Here is a 17,316-nt window from a genome sequence, read left to right on the forward strand (position 1 = left end):
GTGGTCGGCAATGCCTACCGAGCGGGAGACGTCTGGTTGCCGGACTGATGGGCACGGCCCACGCGCCGCGATCGAACGGCTGGATCATCTCTGGGCGACGATGCAGCCTCACATATCCGATGGGCTATTGCGTGACCACCGTGTGATCGGGTTCGCTGGATGTGAGGCCGCGCTTACCGATCGCAAGGAAGGTGGGGCATGTCGTGACAGGTGACGTTTCATCGAGAGTCGATCAGGACCACGACTTGATCATGAGCGTCGACCCGAGCGGCCAGCTTGCACTCGACCTGTATCGACAACCGTCCGAGGACGCGGGTGCCCCGACTCAGGGCAACTACCACTACCAGACGGAGATCATCGCCTCCTTCTGTCTGAGCATGCCGTCCGACCCTTCGATCAGCAAGATCGTCTGCGAGTGGCACGAGGACTTCCTCATCGTGCGGGACCAGCCCCCGTTCCTAGAGCTGGTGTCGGTGAAGCACCACGACCACATGGTGTACACCACGATGAACAAGCTGTGCGACGAAGGCGGCCTGACGCACCTCTTCGACAAGTGGCTCGGATACACCAGCGGCCCAGCAGCGCGTCTGGCCAGCAACACGAGACTGGGCGGGAAACGCAGCGACCCGTCACCACTCGCCCTGTACGACGTGTGCCGGACAGCTACGCTCGCTACCCCGGCCGGAACAAGGCTGCTCGCGCACCTGGCGTGGGCCATGATGGACGTCGCGAGACGGACCGCCGAGCTGGAGAACCTACCGAGACCGGCATCACCATCACCCCCCAAGGCGAAGAGGCACGACCCGAGCGGTCTACCACCCGGCCTGTTCGACATGCTCCTTCGGTTCATGCTGGTCTTCAGGTTCGACTGCGACCGGGCGGCGAAGGGCCACATCCAGGACATCAACATCCGGCAGCTAGCGGAGCCGGCGATGGTCAGGCTGGGGTACTCGCAGGCGGCGGCTTCAGATGCCTACGGTGCGGTGGCCCAGCTCATCGGGGAGGCGAGCCGAGATCGCAGCGGCCGACCAACGGACTTGGCCCGGTTCCTGACCAACCCCGGTGCGTATGACCCGTTGTCGGAACTGGCGCAGACGGTGGACCGGCGGACCGTGTCCCGGGAGGCGGTGCTCGCCGCTATGCGTCTCGGGGCACGACGATCAGCCGGCGACACGGTCCCCTTGCTCCGTTCGGGGCAGGCGCCGCCTCGGGCCGCCGGTGGCCATCGTCTCGTTGACAAGATGCGGCTCGGTCTGCTCGACGAGGCCGAACAGGACAACGCCCTGCGGCTTCGGGACCTGTGGCTTCACACATGGCCGCAGGCGAGGACTGGGTTTCCCGAAGACATCGAGACCGAGTTCCGGTTGGAGATGGAGATCCTCGACATCGTCCGCCGGGTTCGTCATCAACTGATCGACAAGGCCGGTCCCTACGGTGTCCAGTTCCAGGCGCTTCTCCACCAAGAGCTACGTCAGGCGAAGCTCAGCTCGAAGATCAGCGTACCGCTGGACGACTTTCACATCCTGGGGTTCGCCTACGAGTTGAGTGACCTGTGCAGGTTCGGGTTCGCGCGTCCGGAGGCCGCGTGATGGTGCCCTCGCCACTGTCACGGGCCGCTGTGCTGGCCATCCGGCAGGAGAGCTTGTATCACGAGGCCCGCGTACTCATTCTCATCTGCCAGTTCGCTGATCCAGGCCACGCCTTCCGCGGCCTGACCAAGCTCGCCAAGGTCGACTTTCTGCTCAGGTATCCGGTCATGGCGGAACGCCTGCTGCCGGCGGGCACGCCATGGCCAGGCACCGCACCGACCTCCGACGAGCGTCGAGCGGTGGAGACTCGGATGATCCGGTACAAGTACGGGCCTTGGGACGACCGGTACTACCCGATACTCGGTGCTCTGGTTGGCAAGCGCCTGGCGACGTTCGCGAGCGTCGACGGAGCTACCGAGATTACGCCGACGGACGCCGGCCGAGAACTCAGTGGGCAGCTCGAAGCCACGCTTCCGTGGACGGTTGTGGCCGAGCGAGCCCGGTTCCTCCGGCAGCACTTCGATCTGCCCGGCCGTGATCTGAAGGACCTGATCTACGAGCGGCTGCCGGACGTTGTCGCGCTCCCGCTCAGAAGTGAGATCTAGATGGCCACGAGTCTTCGTATAAGGTCGCTCTCGGTTGCTACCAACACCGCGGCGCACTCGTTCGGCTTCGCCTCGCCGCTCACGCTCGTCACGGGCACGACCAGCATGGGCAAGTCGACGCTCCTGATGCTCATCAAGCACGTGCTGGGGGGAAACGCCGCCTTGACACCGGCGGTGGTCCAGCACGTCACGCACGTCGACCTGGCTATCCAGGCCGGCAACAGCCCCCTGATCCTGCGCCGACGCATCGGCACCGACGCAGGGACCGTGGAAATCATCGAGCCGGGATCAGGCGTCGTGGAGTACACCTGGCCGGTGAGCCCGACGCCAGCGGACGGGCCGTCCATCTCCCGCTTCCTGCTGGAAGCACTCGGGATACCCGTCGAACGCGTGCCGACGAGCCGCATGGGTGTCAACGCGCGAACGACAGCGCTGACCTTCAGGGACATCTTCCGCTACTGCTACCTCCAGGCGAAGGAGATCGACCGCTCAGTGGTCGGTCACCTCGACCAAAACGTCAACCCCAAGCGTATCGCCACGTTCGAGCTGATGTTCGGTCTCACGGACCCCGAGCTACTCGACCTCAAACGCCGGCGAGGGCTTGAGCGCGACCAAGCCAAGCAACTGGAGAAGGATGCCATCGCGATCGACCGCTTCATCCGAGAGGACGGCATCGCCGATCCCGATGAGCTGCGTGCTCGCCGTCTGCAACTTCTGCAACAGCTCGGAGCGGCCCAGGACAGGCTCCGGGCGACGCGCGAAGAGGTAGAGGCCCTGACAGCGGCTGAAGAGGAACGCCGGGGACGGTTGTCCGCAGCGGTGTCCAACTCGAAGAAGCTTCACGAGGAAGCCGACCTCATGGCGATGGCGGTACGCGGCAGGGAAGCCGTACTGGCCCAGCTGCACCTGGACCTCGCCAAGGCAGAACGGCTCAGCACAGCGGTCGGCCTCCTCTCGCCGTTCGAATTCTCCACCTGCCCTCGATGCATGCAGGAACTCGGACCGCGCGAGCTCGCCGAGACGGACTGCCTCCTCTGCTGCCAGCCCATCGAGCCCGTAGACCTGGGCGACATCCAGTCGTCAGCTCAGAACGTCGGGCGCATCCACGATCAGATGGCCGAAACCGAGCAACTGCTGCGCAGCGATATCGCAGCTCACGCACAGGCCCAACAGGCGGCGAGCCAGGCGGATGTCGAACTGGAGGTGCTCCATCGTGAGTACGACCAGGCGACCGCGGGAGCCGTATCTCCCCGGATCGAATTGGTTGCGAGGCTGAGCCGCGAGACAGAAGCGCTGCGGCAGCGAGTCGACGAGACCAACCGCCACGCTGCGATGTGGCGCCGGCTCGACCAGCTTCGCGCACAGGTGGCCCAGCACCGCAAAAACCAGCGTCAACTCGCAGTCGACATCAGCGAACGAGAGAAGGCTCTACGGCGCCGTGGCGCTCAGCTCGAAGACATCGACGAGGCGTTCAAGGAGGAAGTCGAACGCATCGGTATACCTGTTGACGGTGTGGCTCGAATCGACCCCACAACTTTCCTGCCGCTGGTAGGCGATACGGCTTTCGAGGCGCTCCAAGCGAGTGGAGGCGGAGCCAGCACCGCCCTCAACGTCGCCTACCACCTGACCCTGCTCACGACAGCCATCGACCACCCCGGCGTCCTTCTACCTGACCTTCTGATTATCGACTCGCCGCGTAAGGCAATCGGAAACCGGGAGCCAGACGTGGCACTTGGCCGGCGCCTATACGCCCGACTGGTGACCCTCGCAGAGACCTACGGCAGGAAGATCCAGATAATCGTCGCCGACAACGACATCCCCACCGGCATCGCCGCCTCGCATACGACGATCGAGCTTACTTCACGGCGCTCGGTTGTTCCCGGAGTCACGAACACCGGGGTCGGTCAGGGGCAACGGGTTGAAGACGTCCAAGGGGAACAGTGACAGCTCGGCCGAACCCGTCCAGGGCAGCCCTCTCCCGATTCTCCGGTGGCTCGGGTCTGCGGCCTCTCCGTCGCAGTGGACGGCTTCGCTGGTGCAAGCATCGCGAAGACAATCCGTTTCCCCAAACGGCGTCCCTGGGCAGTCGATCTGGTGCGGGTAGTGGTGGCCGGACGAGGTGGCACGAAGCCTCCCACACTGAGCGTGGTCACATTGGTGGTCACAGCCCAAGATCAAATACCCATCATTGCGCGACATGTGGCGACAGGGGGTGTGATTTGCCGTGGAGGATTTTCCCTGCTCAAAGCACCTGTCGGCATGCGGCGGTACGGCGTGACAGAATCGTTACCATACTGGCAGTGTGGGGGTCAGGGGTTCGAGTCCCCTCGGCTCCACCTTGTGTTTGTGCAGGTCAATCGGCATCAGTCATCGACTGGTGCCGATTCTCTGTGATCTTGTGGTCACAGCGCTGGTCACCGAGCGCCCCACACTACGCTTCGGCGACCAGTGTTGAAACGCCCGAAGAAACCGTCCCTGAGCAGGGATTATTACTGCCCTTCGGGCTGCCCGAGATACCGAGGCCGAAATGTGGGGCGCAAAATCGTGTAGTACGGCGGTGCCGGCCCGTGTCGCTACGTACGGATGGGGTCGCTGAAGCATCCGCTCGACGCCTGTTCCCGAGGGGGATTGCGGCAGGGCGACTGCCGGGAGCCCTCATGGGGTGCTCCGGGTGGTTCGCGCCTCGGGCGGCACGAGTGTCTTCCGATCGTCGCATCGTCGCATCGGCGATGACGCGGGCTCGAACCCCGAATACCCGTCTCGACCAGTCGCGCGTCGACGACCTCGGCAGGCGGACCCTGGGCGAGTACGGCGTCGTCGCGCATCGCGACGATCTCGTGGGCGTAGCGGGAGGCCCACCTCGCAGCAGTGACGACTTGCCGCGGGCGTTGGGCCCGACGACGGCGGTGATCCGGCCGGGCGAGATTCGCAGGTCGAGGCCGGTGATCACGGCGTGGCCGTGGCAGAGCTTGCGGGTCAGCTGGCTGCTCGGGGGATACCCGTCTGTCCACGACGGGGAACCAAAGGGGGTGCCGAACGATCTAGCCGCAGCCTACGTTCAGTCGCCCGATCACCGTTGATGATTCCGGATCGTTGGATCGGCCGGCGCTTGGCAAGGTCAGACGGTGCCGAAGAAGTTCCTGAGTGCGGGGAGCCTGCGGATCAGGAGTTGGTCCAGGGCGAGGATGATCAGCAGGGACAGCCCGAACAGGGGCAGGAAGACGCCGAGCACGGCCATCGCGCCGAGCAGGGTCCAGTTGCCCCAGACCGGAAGTTTCGCGCGGGGGGCGGCAAGGCCGGAGGCGGTGGTGCGGCGAGTCCACCACATCATCGGGCCGGTGACGCACATGAAGATCACGGCAAGGCAGAAAAGCGTGGAGAGGATCGTGTTGGCGGTGCCGAGACGCCGCCCCTCGTGCAGGGCGATTCCCTGCGAGACCACCTTCGCCGCGGCGCTGTAGTCGTGGTAGCCGTACTCGCCGACCACTTCGCCGCTGTACTGGTCGACGTGGATGGTCGTTTCCTTGCTCACGTCGGATTCGGCGGGGTTGCCGACGTTGTACCACTGGCTGCTCATCACGCTGAACACGCCTTTTTCGCCCTCGGGGTACATGATCAAGTAAGGTCCGGGAGCGCCCTGGGCCTGAGCCGCGGTGACCGCCTTGTCGATCGAGATCGGTGTGCCGCTGCCGGTGCTGGTGCCCTGGGGGGCGTTGCCGGATGCCCATCCGGCGGGAGCCGACTGGCCGTCGGTGTCCTCGATCTGCTGCCGGATGGTGGACTCGGCGCCGGGGTCCTCGCCCCAGAGCGCGGAGCCACCCTGGGCGGCGACCTGCTGGGCCTTGGCGCCCCAGAAACCGGTCCACGGCAGGCCGGAGAGGACAAGCAGCAGGATGCCGAGGCCGACGGGGAGCCCGACGATGGCGTGCAAACCCCGGAGCCGGGCGCCACGCTTGCCTTTGGCCTGTGCGCCGCCGCGTGCGCGGCGGCCGAGGAAGAAGATGATGAACCCGGTGATCGTCAGCATGATTGCCCAGGAGGCGCCGAGCTCGACGATGCGGTCACCGACGCCGTCCTCGCCGATGAGCAGGTCGCCGTGGATGCGCTCGGCCCAGGTGGAGATGAGCTGGTCCTGGCGGAGCTCACCGGTGACCGTGGCGGTGTAGGGGTTGACGTAGATGTTCGTACTGCTGCCGTCCTCGAGCCCGGCGACGAAGAGGGTCGCCCGGTCACCGGTGCCGTCCTGAACGGACAGGATCGGGCGATCCGGGAACTCCGCGCGGACGGCTGCCTCCTGGGCGGACAGCGCCGTTCGCTCGACGCCGTCGACCACCGGCACCTTCAGCACCCCGGGATGGGCGAGGGAGTCCACCTCGGCTCGGAACATGTAGGTCATGCCGGTGACGGCGAGGCAGAAGAGCACGGGTATGACGATGAGCGATCCATAGAAGTGCCAGCGCCAGAACGCGGCGAACCAGTTGGTCTTCTTGGCCCTGGCTGGCGACGACGGCGATTCGGCGGGGGGCGCCGGGGTGGTTTCGGTGGCGGTCATCGAGGTTCGCCTCTCTCGATCGTCGTCGTTCTCTTCCCAGATCACGTGGTCTAGGTTGTAGTCGTGTTCGAGGCGCCGTGGGTTCCCGCATTGACAATTGTCTTTTTGGTGACCGGCCTGGTCTGCGTCGGAGACCTCTTTATCCGCCGCCGTGGAACCTCCACCGACCAGGCATTTTCCGACGATGAGCTGATCGACATCAACCACGGCGTGATGAGCGTGGCGATGATCCTGATGGCATGGGTGATGGTCGAGGGCGTGGTCGCCTGGACGCAGGTCGCCATCTTCGCGATCCTCGCGCTCTCGCTGCTGCCCGCTTTCCGGCGGGCGCGCGGCGCGGCGGAGCGCGTCGATCTGCTCGGCCACGCCGGGATGGACGTGGCGATGATCTGGATGCTCGCGGCGATGCCGACGCTGATGTCGGAGATGGCTACCGGCGGCGGGGGCTCGGGACACTCGCACGGCGGGGGCGACTCCGCGGCGGTGCCCACGGCGACGCCGATGTGGGCGGACATCGTGAACGTCGGGTTCGTGGTGCTCGCCGCGGGCACTGCGCTGTGGTGGCTGTACCGGGCCGCGACGGCGGCCGGCCATCGGCTGCATCGGGCGAGTTACGCGACCATGGCCGGCGGCATGGGAACGATGCTGCTGCTGATGAACGCTTGACGCGTCTCGCGTTCGGGCGGCGACCGCCGACGCAGGGCCGGCTGTATCGGCGACGCCGGCTTGCGCGGCGGGTGAACCAGCGCGGGGTGATGAACCGTGTTTTCGACCATCCCGTACGTCACACCCTCGGAGTGACCGACCCCGTCGCATGCCGGACCGGAATGCCGATGGTGGGGGTCGCCGCGAGAAGTGCGCGCGTGTAGGGGTGGCGGGGGCCGCTGGTGATGGGCTCGGACAGGCCCTGCTCGACGATCCGGCCGTCGCGCATGACCGCGATGCGGTCCGCGAGTTGTCGCACGACGGCGAGGTCGTGGGAGATGAACAGGCAGGCCAGACCGAGCTGCTGTCGTAGGTCGAGGAGCAGGTTGAGGATCTTCGCCTGTACCGACACGTCGAGTGCGGTGACGGGCTCGTCGCAGACGAGCAGCCGCGGTCCGAGGGCCAGCGCGCGGGCGATCGCGACACGCTGCTGCTGTCCGCCGGACAACTGTCGGGGCCGCCGCGCGCCGACCTGCTGATCGAGGCCGACGAGATCCAGCAGTTCGTCGACGCGCGCGGACCGTGTCCGGGCATCGCCGATGCGGTGGATGCGCAGCGGCTCGGTGAGGGCCTGCCGGACCGTCTGGCGAGGGCTGAGGGTGAGGTACGGGTCCTGAAACACCATCTGGACGTGGCGCCGATGCTCCCGCAGCGCCCGGCCTCGCAACCTGTGGACGTCGATCCCGGTGTACCGGACCACTCCGGATTCGGGTCGGTGAAGTCCGGTGACGACGCGGGCGAGGGTCGTCTTGCCGCAGCCGGACTCGCCGACGAGTCCGAGGATTGCGCCCGACTCGACGCGCAGGCTGACGTCCTCGACCACGTTCGTCTGCCCCCGGCGTCCGTTCCGGCGGTGGGCGTACCCTGCGGTGACCTGCTCGATTTCCAGCATCGCTCAGACGCCCTCTCGTCCGGAGGCAGCTTCGTCCACCGCGATGGTGTCGCCGAGCGGGTGAGGGCAGGCTGATCGGTGCGCCGAACCCAGCGTCAGCAGCGCCGGCTGCCCGTGGCCGCACTCGGTGACGGCGATCGGGCAGCGGGGGGCGAACGCGCACCCGTCGGTGTCGTCCGGGCCGCCGCCGGAGTGTCCGGGCATCGTGCGGAACCGGGTGCCGGGCGGCGCGTCGGGGCGCGGTACCGCGTCGAGCAGGCCCTTGGTGTAGGGGTGCGCCGGATTGTTGACGACGGTGCTCAATGGCCCGGATTCCACGATCCGGCCGGCGTACATGACGGCGACCGTGTCGGCGAGCCGGGTGACGACGGCGAGGTCGTGACTGACGATGATCATGGACATGTGCAGTTCGGTACGGAGTCGGGCGAGTAGGTCGAGCAGTTGCGCCTGCACGGTGACGTCGAGGGCGGAGGTCGGTTCGTCCGCGACGAGCAGTTCCGGCTCGCCGGCTAGGGCGACGGCGAGCTGTGCGCGTTGCCGCATCCCGCCGGAGAGTTGGTGAGGAAACTGACCGGCGATCCCGGCGGGGTCGGGCAGCCCGGCCAGCCGCAGCAGCTCCTGCGTGACGCGGCGGGTGGCAGCGCGACGGCCGCCGCGCCCGGCGTTGCGGACGGCCTCCTCGACGTGCGCGCCGATCGTCCGTAACGGGTTGAGCGCGGCGAGACTGTCCTGGAAGACCACCCCCACGCGGCGTCCGTTGATGTGGCGCCGTTCCTTCTGTGCGAGTCCGACGAGTTGACGGGCGTGGGTCCCGGCCGGTGCCAGGGTCGCCGAGCCGGTGACAACCGCGCTGGGGTCGAGCAGGCCGAGGGGCGCCAACGCGGAGGTGGTCTTGCCGCTGCCGGTCTCGCCGACGATAGCCAGGACGTGTCCCCGAGGCAGCTCGTAGGAGACGTCGGCGACGACCCGGCGGCGGCCGTCGCTGTGCGGGTAGCTGACGGACAGGTCCCGTACCCGGAGCAGCGGGCCGGCCTCGTCGGGCGCCGTCGCCGACGGCTCGCCGGGCGAGCGCCGGGCTGTCGCACGGCGTAGCCGGGTCGGGAGTACCCAGCGGAGGATCGAGGGTCGTTCGTCGCCGGCGGCGAGGCGTTCGCCGAGGAGGTTGCTGGCGAAGACGACGGCGGTGATCGCGATTCCGGGTGGGTAGGCGAGCCACCAGGCGGAGGCGAGGTGGGGGCGGCCTTCGATGAGCATCTGGCCCCATTCGGCGTGTGGTGGGGGGATGCCGAGGCCGAGGAAGCTGAGGGTGGCGATGCCGAGGACGATGGCGCCGACGTCGGTGCTGGCGTAGACCAGGCATGGTGCGACGGCTGGTGGGAGCAGGTGCCGGCCGATGATGCGGGTGGGTCCGGCGCCGAGCAGTCGCAGGGCGTCGAGGTGTGGGCTGTCGCGCAGGCTGGCGACGCGGGCGCGGGCGATGCGGGCGTACGGGGCCCAGGCCCACAGCGACATCGCGATGATGAGGTTGTCGATTCCGGGGCCGCGTACGCCGATGACGGCGAGGGCGACGAGCATGCCGGGGAGGGAGACGGCCAGGTCGACGATCCGGGAGATGATCCGGTCGACCGTACCGCCGAGGTAGCCGGCGACGGTGCCGGTGAGGACGCCGACGGTCAGCGAGATCGTCAGGACCGCTGCGGTGACGGTGAGGGAGATCCGGGCGCCGTGCAGGAGTCGGCTGAGTTGGTCGCGGCCGAGTTGGTCGGTGCCGAGCGGGTGCTCGGCCGACGGTGGCAGCAGGCTGGCCGCCAGGTCGGTGGCGGTCGGGTCGGCCGGGGAGAGTACCGGCGCCAGCAGCCCCGCGACGGTGAACGCGAGCAGCGGCAGCGCGACCAGCGTGGTCCGCACAGTCGCTGTTGGGATGCGCCGGTGGCGGGTGCTCATGCCGTCTCCGCCCCACGGCGCGCGGAGGTGTCTCCGGTACCGGTGCGGCCCGGCCGGGCCCACGGCAGCCGGGGCGGGCAGCGCTGGCTGTCGGTGCCCCGGCGGACTCGGGGGTCGATGATGATCTGCGCCACGTCGGCGAGCCGGTTGGCCAGGATGAACCCGCCGCCCAGGATGAGGGTGCTGGCCTGTAGTGCCGGTATGTCGCGGCCGGCGGCGGCCTTGACGAAGTAGGCGCCGAGGCCGGGCCAGCCGAAGATCTGCTCCACCACGACGGTGCCGACCAGCAGGGTGCCGACGGTGAACCCGGCGACGGACAGGATCGGTCCGGCGGCGTTCGGCAGGCCGTCGCGGAGCACGATCGACGCCGGTCGGCTGCCGCGGGCCAGCGCGGCGAGCACGTACGGCTGGTCGAGGGCCTCGCGTAGCGTCACGGCCACCACCCGGCTCAGCACTCCGGCGGCCGGCAGGCCGAGCACCGCCAACGGCATCACCCAGGTCGCCGGACCCGCCATTCCGGACGTCGGCACCAGACTCATCCGCAGGGCCAGCACCAGTACGAGGAGATAGCTGAGCCAGAACGCCGGCACCGAGGTGGCCAGCAGTGCTCCGGTGCGCAGCGCTCCACGCAGCAGGCCACGCTCCAACACCGCCCCGGCGACCCCGACGAGCACACCGACGATCAGCGCTACCACGGCGGAGCCGGCGACCAGCCACAGCGTGACACCCATCCGGTCCGCGATCTCCGGGCCGATCGGTGTGTTCGTCCGCAGCGACAGTCCGAAGTCGCCCGTCGCGGCGTCGGCGAGCCAGCGCAGATACCGCAGCAGGGCGGGGGCGTCCAGGCCGAGTTCGGTGCGGACGGCGTCGACCTGTTCGGGGGTGGCGGGACGGCCGGCCCGGGTCGCCGCCAGCATCGCCGCCGGGTCACCGCGCGCGAGCAGTACGAGCGCGAAGGTGCCGGCGGACACCGCGACGAGCACACCGGCGGTGTCGACGAGCCACCGCGCCACGTACCCTCCGGCGGAGCGCAGCCGTTGCGGCGCCCTCACCCGACGGTGACCCCGGTCAGTTCGAGATCGACGTCGCTCGGCGGGACCGCGAAGCCGTCCACCCCGGCGCGCACCGCCCACATCCGGGGCCGGTAGACCAACGGCACGAACCCGGCGTCGGCGGCGACGGCGTCGTACAGGCTTCGGTAGGCCGCTGCCCGGGCGCCAGGATCACCGGCGAACAGCGCCTTGTCGACCAGACCCTCGATGGCGGGCGTCGTCCACAGCGGCGCCCGCGCCTCGTCGGTGAACAGGGACACGATCGAGCTGGACGGGTCGTACGGCGCGCCGAGGGTTTCGAAGAACGTGATGTCGTACCGGCCCTCGGCCCGCTCGTCGTAGTAGACGGCGGCGTCGACCGGGACGATCTCGACCGCGATCCCCACCTCCTTCAAAGCGGCGGCGATCGCCGCGGCCATGGTGCGCGGGTCGAGTTGTCCCTCGGCCGGGGTCGCGGGAACGAGGAGCCGCAGCGAGAGCCGCTTACCGGCCTTGACCCGGCCCTCGCCGTCGCGGACGTAACCGGCCGCGTCGAGCACGCTGCCGGCGGCGCCCTTGTCGAAGCCGACCGGCAGGTCGTTGCCGGAGTCCGGCACGCCGGGCGGGAACACCCGCCGAGCGGGCTCGGCGTAGTCCAGGAACAGTGCCTTGGCCATCGAGGCGGTGTCGATCGCCTTGCCGACGGCCTGGCGTACCGCCTTGTCGCCGGCCGGACCGTCGGGATTGAACCCGAGCATGATGGAGACGTCCGGGGCGCCGGTGAGGAGTTCGACGTCGTCGCGGCCGTCGAGGGACTTCGCCTCCACCGGGGTGATCGGGGCCAGGTAGGGGCCGCCGATCAGGTCGATCTCGTTGTTGGCGAGTGCGTCGACCCGGGCCTGCGAGTCCGGGATGACCTTGAACTCGAGGCGTTCCAGGCGCGGTTTCTCGCCCCAGTAGTCGCCGTTGCGTTCCAGTACCGCACCGGTGGCCGTGTTGGACGCCAGCTTCCACGCTCCGGTGCCGACCGGCGTCTGGAACTTCCCGTCGGCGGTGGCCGACTTCGGGCTGAGCAGCCGGACGGGCCGTACGATCGACAGTTCCTGCAGCAGCGGCTCGTACGGCTCGGACAGGGTCAGCCGGACGGTGTCCGGGTCCGAGGCCTCCACCGTGGAAATGACCTGCGACGCCCGGAAGAACGAGAAGCGTTTGTTGCCCACCCAGCGCTCGAAGTTCCACTTGACGGCGGCGGCATCCAGTGGTGTGCCGTCGGTGAAGCGGACGCCGTCGCGCAGGTCGAAGGTCACCTGCTTGCCACCCTCGGCGACGGCCCAGGACTCCGCCAGACCGGGCCCCAGCCGCCCGTCCTTGCCATAGCTGACCAGCGGTTCGTAGATCGCGTCGAGCAGCAGGAAGTTGCCGGTGAACGCGTGCGGGTCCAGCGCACCCGACTCCGCGCTCAGACCCACGCGGAGCACAGTGGACGACGCGGTGCCGCCGGAGCCGGGACTGCAGGCGGTGACGAGCGCTACCGACGCGGCGAGGCAGGCGACAAGGGGACGTGATCGCGGCACAGACTCTCCAGGTGGGGCGGTGGCTGGCGGTACGACGGGCTGCCGGGGACGCTGCCCCATCACTGGTCGGTTCCATCAGCCGGATGGTTCCCGACAACTTCCGATAACGGGACGGTTGGCACAGGATCAGCCTCCTTCCGTGTCGCGGCCGGCCGGCCGGCCAGCCAGCCCGGCAGGGCTCCTCGCGGTCGTCCTGGCGTGGTTCGCCGGTGACGCCGCTGCGGGCCGTCGGTGACATCGCCGGATGCGGTGCCGAACCGGTTCCGCCCGGGCGCGAGGCGGTCGGCGTGTGCGTGGAGTAGAGGCGTGCACGGCGGCACCTTCGCAGAGCGGAGGTGCGGGGTGGCTGGGGCCGGAGGAGCAGCCCCCGGCCCCAGCCGGGGAGGTTAGCTGGCGAGCACCGCGCCGAGTCGTTCGGCGTTGGTGCGGAAGACGGCGAGCAGGTTGAGGTCTGCGCCGGGGTAGTTGACGATGTCGACCCGCTTGGCGCCGGGGATCTCCGGGTTGGCGCCGGGCAGGTGTGCGTTTGCCAGTACCACCGCCGGCTTCTTCGCGGTCAGTTCGGCGAGCTGGCCGGCGCTGACCGGCTGCGGCCCGTACGTGCCGACGACCTTGAACCCGACGAACTCCGCCCAGTACGCCATGAAGAGGTGGGAAACCGCGGTCTTCGGTGGGATGGGCGCGACGTCTTTCAACCCGGAGCTGAGGTTGACGTACTCCCGGTCGAACGTGGTCAGCCAGGCGGCGGCCTTGTCTGCGGTGCCGAACAGACCACCGAGCCGGGTCACCTCGGACCGGATCTTCGCCGGAGTGTTCTCCAGCTCGACCGGTACCAGTTGTCCCTTGCCGCCAGCGGCGTCCTTGAGCTTCGCGGCGAAGCCGTCGAACTCGGCGAAGAGCACGTAGTCGGCGCCGGCGACGGCGGCCAGGTCGCTCGGCTTCGGGTCGTAGTCCGGCGGGTGCTGGACATTGGCCGGTGCTACCACGGTGATGTCGGTGACTCCGGCGGCCTTGGCCAGCGAGCCGACCCAGGAGGTGGAGGCGACGACCTTCGGTCCGCCGGGAGCGGGTGCGCTGGCCTCGCCGCTCGGCTCGTCGTCAGTGCTGCCACACCCGGTCGTCAGCAGCGCGAGCGTCAGGGCCGACGCGGCCAGCGCCGCGAGACGAGTGGATCGCATCCAGTACTCCTTGGGGAATCAGATAGGTGAGCAGGGTCAGGGTGCCGGCCACCAGCACGAGGACCGGTCCCGGCGGCTGGTTGAGCAGCAGCGCCACGACGAAGCCGGCGGTGTTACCGAGCACGCCGAGCAGGACGGCCCAGACCGCCATCGACCGCAGTGAGCGGCCGAGGTTGCGGGCGCCGAGGGCGGGCAGGATGGTCAGCGCGTCGACCAGCAGCGCGCCGGTGAGCCGGATCGACGCGCCGATCGACACCGCCACCACGACGAGCAGGACCAGCATGAGCGGACCGGCGGCGACCCCGGAGCAGAGCGCGAGTTCCCGGTCGAACAGCAACAAGGCGAGCTGGCGACGGTAGCGCCAGAACAGGACGTGCACTACCACCACCAGCACCGCGATGATCGCGATGTCGGTGTCGCGGGTGGCCAGGATCGAGCCCCAGAGCAGCTCGAACGCGCCGGTGGCGTTCACCCCGGACAGCGACAGCACCAGCAGCGCGCCGGCGATGGCGAACGTCATCAGCAGGCCCATCGCGCCGGGCAGGCCGGTCGGGCGGCGGGCCAGTGGGGCGACGCCGGCGCCGGCGAGGGCACAGGCGAGCAGACCGCACAGCACCGGGTCGAGGCCGACCAGCAGGCCGACGGCGATGCCGAGCAGCGCCACGTGCATCATCGCGAACCGGACCGCGATGATGTCCAGACCGACGATGAACACCCCGACGATCGGCAGGCCGACGGCGGCGATGAGCAGCCCGATCGCGGAGCGTTGCACGGCGGGCAGGGCGAGCAAGTCGACGAGCTGGTCCACGCCTCAGATCACCCGCAGCCGGCCGGCGGCCATCTCGGCGACGCGGTCGCAGGCGTTGGACATGGCGCGGTCGTGCGAGACCACGACGACGGTGATCGGCAGGCCGGCGAGCAGGGCGGCGACCTGTTCCTGCCCGGCGAAGTCGAGCGCGGCGGTGGGTTCGTCGGCGAACAGCACCCGGGCACCGGCGGCGACGGCGCCGAGTGCGCGGGCGAGGAAGGCCCGTTGTAGCTGCCCGCCGGAGAGGGTGTGCAGGGGACGGCGGCCGAGACCCGCGGTGCCGAGCCGTTCGGCCGCGTCGCGGGCGGCGTCCGGGTGCCCGCCGCTGTCGAGCAGTTCGTCGACGAGTAGCGGGAAGCGGCCCGGGGCGAGTCGTTGCGGTACCCAGGCGACGTCGCGGCGCCGGGCGGCCCAGTCCGTCGGGGTCCGGGCGACGGTGCCGCCGACCCGGACGTCGCCGCCCGTCAGGGGGTGCAGGCCCAGCGCGGCGCGTAGCAGGGTGGTCTTGCCGGAGCCGTTCGCTCCGGTCAGTGCCACATGCTCGCCGGCGGCGACGTCGAGGTCGATCTCCCGCACGACGGTACGGCGGCCGTAGCGGCAGGTGACTGCGGTGAAGGTGACTGGTGCTGCGGCGGTCATCCGGCCCGCTGCCCCAGACGGCACCGGAGCGACCGTCGCACCTTTTCAGGTGACCGGCGGCGCGCGGGGGCAACCGCGCACCGCCGGCCCGTCCGGCCCGACTTCCGGACGACCAAGGGTTCGTCCGACGCCGGCGTCGATCGCAGACTGTTGCTCCGCACGACCACTAGTCGTACCCGGGCGGCGATCGGTTCCCGAAGAGTGGTGCAGGACGACCGGTTGTCCGATTCATCCCCCGGGGGGCGTCGGCCTCATGCCGGCTTCCGGGGCTTGCGGATCTGCCAGATGGTGTCGAACGGCCAGCAGGACAACCAGTGCCGCCACGCGGCCTGGTCGAGATGGGACGGGATGACGATGTCGGGCTCGGGCACCGGTTCGAGCAGCGCCTTGATGGTGCCGGAACTTTTCCGCATCGGTGGGCGACTATCTCTGCGAGTCGACGTGACGCAGCCACCACCACGATGAGGAGCAGCTGATGGATCGCCGGAACGTTCTTCGAGCCACGGTCGCGGCCGGAGCCGTCGCGGGTGGTGCGGTACTGGCGCAGGGAAGCGCCTCGGCGGCGCCGTCCTTCACCCCGGCCCGACCGTTGCGGGTGCAGGTCGTCACGTTCGGCGGGGTCGAGGAGCTGGACTTCATCGCCCCGATCGAGGTGTTCGGCATGGCGAAGGGCATTGGTGGCGGGGCGATCACCACCAGCATGGTGACAGTGGACGGTGACGATCCGGTCGTCGCGTTCCACGGCAGTCAGGTCGGACCGATCGGACAGTGGGCACCACGTGAGGCGGACGTGCTGCTCGTTCCCGGTGGTGGTTACCGCCGGGCCGACGCACCGGGGGTGTTGTACGAGATCCAGCGGGGTGTGGTCCCGGCCGCGATCGCCGCCGCCCGACGGCGTGGGCTGACGATCGCGGGGGTCTGTACCGGCACGATGCTGCTCTCGGCGGCCGGTCTGACCGCTGGCCGGCCGTGCATCACCCATCACCGGGCGGTCGAGGACCTGCGCGCCCAGGGCGGTGTCGTCACCGAGGCGCGGGTCGTCGACGACGGTGATCTGGTCACCGCCGGTGGGATCACCTCCGGCCTCGACCTGGCGCTCTGGATCGTCGAGCGGTTCCTCGGCGCCGACCTCGCCGTCCAGGTCGAGCAGGTCCTGGAGTACGAGCGGCGCGGCACCGTCTGGCGGCGCCGATGACACTGGCCGACCGGCAGCAGGACCGAGCCCAGCGGGGCGACCAGAGGAGGGGTCTTCGATGACGCGGTGGGACGAGGGGCGACGGACGGTACTGCGGGCCCGGTCCGGTGCGTACCGACACGAACGTGTTGGCGTTGACCGCCGACCGGTCGCTGCGGCAGGTGCCGACGGCGGACGTGCTGGTGGTGCCCGGGGCCGGCGACCGTGGCGTGCTCGGCGCGATGGACGACGCCGAAACGCTGGAGTGGATTCGCCGGATCCACCGGGGCTCGACCTGGACGACCTCGGTGTGCACGGGCTCGCTGCTGCTCGCCGCGGCGGGCCTGCTGCGGGGCGTACGCGCCACCACGTACTGGGCGTCGCGGAGTTATCTGGCGTCGCAGTTCGGAGCGGTCGTCGTACCGGAGCGGGTGGTCGAGGCCGGTAAGATCATTACGGCCGCCGGGGTGTCCGCCGGGATCGACATGGCCCTGCGCCTCGCCGCCCGGCTGGCCGACGAGCAGGTCGCCCAGGCGCTGCAACTCGCCGTCGAATACGACCCGCAGCCGCCCTACGACACCGGCAGGCCGGAGAAGGCCGGACCCGAACTTCAACAGTTGGCGTTGAAACTGCTCGCCGACGCGGCACGGTAGCGCGTCAGCGAGCCAGGCAGCAGCCCGATCAC

At 69.3% G+C, this 17,316-nt stretch carries 15 protein-coding genes and 1 tRNA gene; 7 read left to right on the forward strand and 9 right to left on the reverse strand.

Features of this window, described 5'->3' with window-relative positions:
* Positions 1–251: 251 nt before the first annotated feature.
* The 4 genes from O7626_RS03480 to O7626_RS03495 all read left to right on the forward strand — a co-directional run bounded on the left by O7626_RS03480 (position 252) and on the right by O7626_RS03495 (position 4,470).
* Entirely contained in the window at positions 252–1,589 is a 1,338-nt protein-coding gene (locus O7626_RS03480; RefSeq protein ID WP_278059175.1) for a dsDNA nuclease domain-containing protein, read from the forward strand.
* A complete protein-coding gene (locus O7626_RS03485; RefSeq protein ID WP_278059177.1) occupies positions 1,586–2,134 on the forward strand; it encodes a hypothetical protein in 549 nt (182 codons plus the stop codon). Before O7626_RS03480 ends, O7626_RS03485 begins: the two co-directional genes overlap by 4 nt.
* Positions 2,135–4,078 (forward strand): hypothetical protein, encoded by a 1,944-nt coding sequence (locus O7626_RS03490; protein ID WP_278059179.1) that lies wholly within the window; start codon positions 2,135–2,137, stop codon positions 4,076–4,078.
* A 323-nt stretch (positions 4,079–4,401) separates the two neighbouring features.
* Positions 4,402–4,470 (forward strand) — tRNA-OTHER (locus O7626_RS03495).
* Positions 4,471–5,252: 782 nt separating this feature from the next.
* Here the strand turns inward: O7626_RS03495 and O7626_RS03500 are convergent.
* Positions 5,253–6,686, reverse strand: a complete 1,434-nt coding sequence (locus tag O7626_RS03500) for a PepSY domain-containing protein (protein WP_278059181.1) — start codon at positions 6,684–6,686, stop codon at positions 5,253–5,255.
* Between the two features lie 63 nt (positions 6,687–6,749).
* On the opposite strand from O7626_RS03500, the gene O7626_RS03505 reads away from it, so the two are divergent.
* A complete protein-coding gene (locus O7626_RS03505) occupies positions 6,750–7,352 on the forward strand; it encodes a DUF5134 domain-containing protein (protein ID WP_278059183.1) in 603 nt (200 codons plus the stop codon).
* A gap of 118 nt (positions 7,353–7,470) precedes the next feature.
* On the opposite strand, the gene O7626_RS03510 is transcribed toward O7626_RS03505, so the two are convergent.
* The 8 genes from O7626_RS03510 to O7626_RS03545 all read right to left on the reverse strand — a co-directional run bounded on the left by O7626_RS03510 (position 7,471) and on the right by O7626_RS03545 (position 15,870).
* A complete protein-coding gene (locus tag O7626_RS03510; RefSeq protein ID WP_278059185.1) occupies positions 7,471–8,283 on the reverse strand; it encodes an ATP-binding cassette domain-containing protein in 813 nt (270 codons plus the stop codon).
* A gap of 3 nt (positions 8,284–8,286) precedes the next feature.
* A complete protein-coding gene (locus tag O7626_RS03515; protein WP_278059187.1) occupies positions 8,287–10,227 on the reverse strand; it encodes a dipeptide/oligopeptide/nickel ABC transporter permease/ATP-binding protein in 1,941 nt (646 codons plus the stop codon).
* Positions 10,224–11,240 (reverse strand): ABC transporter permease, encoded by a 1,017-nt coding sequence (locus tag O7626_RS03520; RefSeq protein WP_278059189.1) that lies wholly within the window; start codon positions 11,238–11,240, stop codon positions 10,224–10,226. Before O7626_RS03520 ends, O7626_RS03515 begins: the two co-directional genes overlap by 4 nt.
* A gap of 35 nt (positions 11,241–11,275) precedes the next feature.
* Positions 11,276–12,727, reverse strand: coding sequence for an ABC transporter substrate-binding protein (locus O7626_RS03525; RefSeq protein ID WP_278059191.1), 1,452 nt, complete (start codon positions 12,725–12,727; stop codon positions 11,276–11,278).
* Positions 12,728–13,218: 491 nt separating this feature from the next.
* Positions 13,219–14,010, reverse strand: coding sequence for a zinc ABC transporter substrate-binding protein (locus O7626_RS03530; protein WP_278059193.1), 792 nt, complete (start codon positions 14,008–14,010; stop codon positions 13,219–13,221).
* A complete protein-coding gene (locus O7626_RS03535) occupies positions 13,931–14,818 on the reverse strand; it encodes a metal ABC transporter permease (protein WP_278059195.1) in 888 nt (295 codons plus the stop codon). The genes O7626_RS03530 and O7626_RS03535 overlap by 80 nt, the downstream gene beginning before the upstream one ends.
* Before the next feature lie 3 nt (positions 14,819–14,821).
* On the reverse strand, positions 14,822–15,457 hold the full coding sequence (locus tag O7626_RS03540; RefSeq protein WP_278059198.1) for an ATP-binding cassette domain-containing protein: 636 nt from the start codon (positions 15,455–15,457) through the stop codon (positions 14,822–14,824).
* A gap of 251 nt (positions 15,458–15,708) precedes the next feature.
* Positions 15,709–15,870 carry a hypothetical protein gene (locus O7626_RS03545; RefSeq protein ID WP_278059200.1) on the reverse strand — a complete coding sequence of 54 codons (162 nt, stop codon included), beginning with the start codon at positions 15,868–15,870 and terminating at the stop codon, positions 15,709–15,711.
* A 62-nt stretch (positions 15,871–15,932) separates the two neighbouring features.
* On the opposite strand from O7626_RS03545, the gene O7626_RS03550 reads away from it, so the two are divergent.
* Both O7626_RS03550 and O7626_RS03555 read left to right on the forward strand, forming a co-directional pair.
* Positions 15,933–16,652, forward strand: coding sequence for a DJ-1/PfpI family protein (locus O7626_RS03550; protein ID WP_278059202.1), 720 nt, complete (start codon positions 15,933–15,935; stop codon positions 16,650–16,652).
* Positions 16,653–16,759: 107 nt separating this feature from the next.
* Positions 16,760–17,284, forward strand: a complete 525-nt coding sequence (locus tag O7626_RS03555; protein WP_278059203.1) for a DJ-1/PfpI family protein — start codon at positions 16,760–16,762, stop codon at positions 17,282–17,284.
* Positions 17,285–17,316 lie beyond the last annotated feature (32 nt).

This window comes from Micromonospora sp. WMMD1102 (assembly GCF_029626265.1).
Classification (GTDB): domain Bacteria; phylum Actinomycetota; class Actinomycetes; order Mycobacteriales; family Micromonosporaceae; genus Plantactinospora.

Coding starts and splice junctions, on each gene's coding strand:
- O7626_RS03480 (WP_278059175.1), top strand. CDS start 252: ATGAGCGTCGACCCGAGCGGCCAGCTTGCACTCGACCTGTATCGACAA.
- O7626_RS03490 (WP_278059179.1), top strand. CDS start 2,135: ATGGCCACGAGTCTTCGTATAAGGTCGCTCTCGGTTGCTACCAACACC.
- O7626_RS03500 (WP_278059181.1), bottom strand. CDS start 6,686: ATGACCGCCACCGAAACCACCCCGGCGCCCCCCGCCGAATCGCCGTCG.
- O7626_RS03510 (WP_278059185.1), bottom strand. CDS start 8,283: ATGCTGGAAATCGAGCAGGTCACCGCAGGGTACGCCCACCGCCGGAAC.
- O7626_RS03515 (WP_278059187.1), bottom strand. CDS start 10,227: ATGAGCACCCGCCACCGGCGCATCCCAACAGCGACTGTGCGGACCACG.
- O7626_RS03530 (WP_278059193.1), bottom strand. CDS start 14,010: ATGCGATCCACTCGTCTCGCGGCGCTGGCCGCGTCGGCCCTGACGCTC.
- O7626_RS03540 (WP_278059198.1), bottom strand. CDS start 15,457: ATGACCGCCGCAGCACCAGTCACCTTCACCGCAGTCACCTGCCGCTAC.
- O7626_RS03545 (WP_278059200.1), bottom strand. CDS start 15,870: ATGCGGAAAAGTTCCGGCACCATCAAGGCGCTGCTCGAACCGGTGCCC.
- O7626_RS03550 (WP_278059202.1), top strand. CDS start 15,933: ATGGATCGCCGGAACGTTCTTCGAGCCACGGTCGCGGCCGGAGCCGTC.